1 pseudogene is annotated in these 260 nt (G+C 62.3%); it reads left to right on the top strand.

What is annotated here, in order from left to right:
* Window positions 1-260: pseudogene (locus ALO64_RS12345) on the top strand (replication initiation protein); the annotation flags it as partial.

A 260-nucleotide genomic window follows, 5' to 3' on the forward strand; every position in this document is an offset into this window, starting at 1 on the left:
GCCACGGTCAAATCCGTAGGTCGCTGGACGTGGGATCGCTACACCGGTGATCGTCGTTGCCATCGAGGCGCAATGCAGCTCGATAGCAGCTTGTCGCTCACCGAACGGCAGAGCCTGGCTGCCAGGCGCACCCATGAACTGCGGCACAAAGCCACAGAATCGAAGATCCGAGCCGCGTGCAGGCAGCTTCAAGACCAGGGCAAGGCACTGGTGCGTTCTGCGATTGCAACGCTCGCCGGCGTTTCGGTGAGAACGGTGGC

The organism is Pseudomonas meliae (assembly GCF_001400515.1).
In the GTDB taxonomy this organism is placed as follows: domain Bacteria; phylum Pseudomonadota; class Gammaproteobacteria; order Pseudomonadales; family Pseudomonadaceae; genus Aquipseudomonas; species Aquipseudomonas amygdali.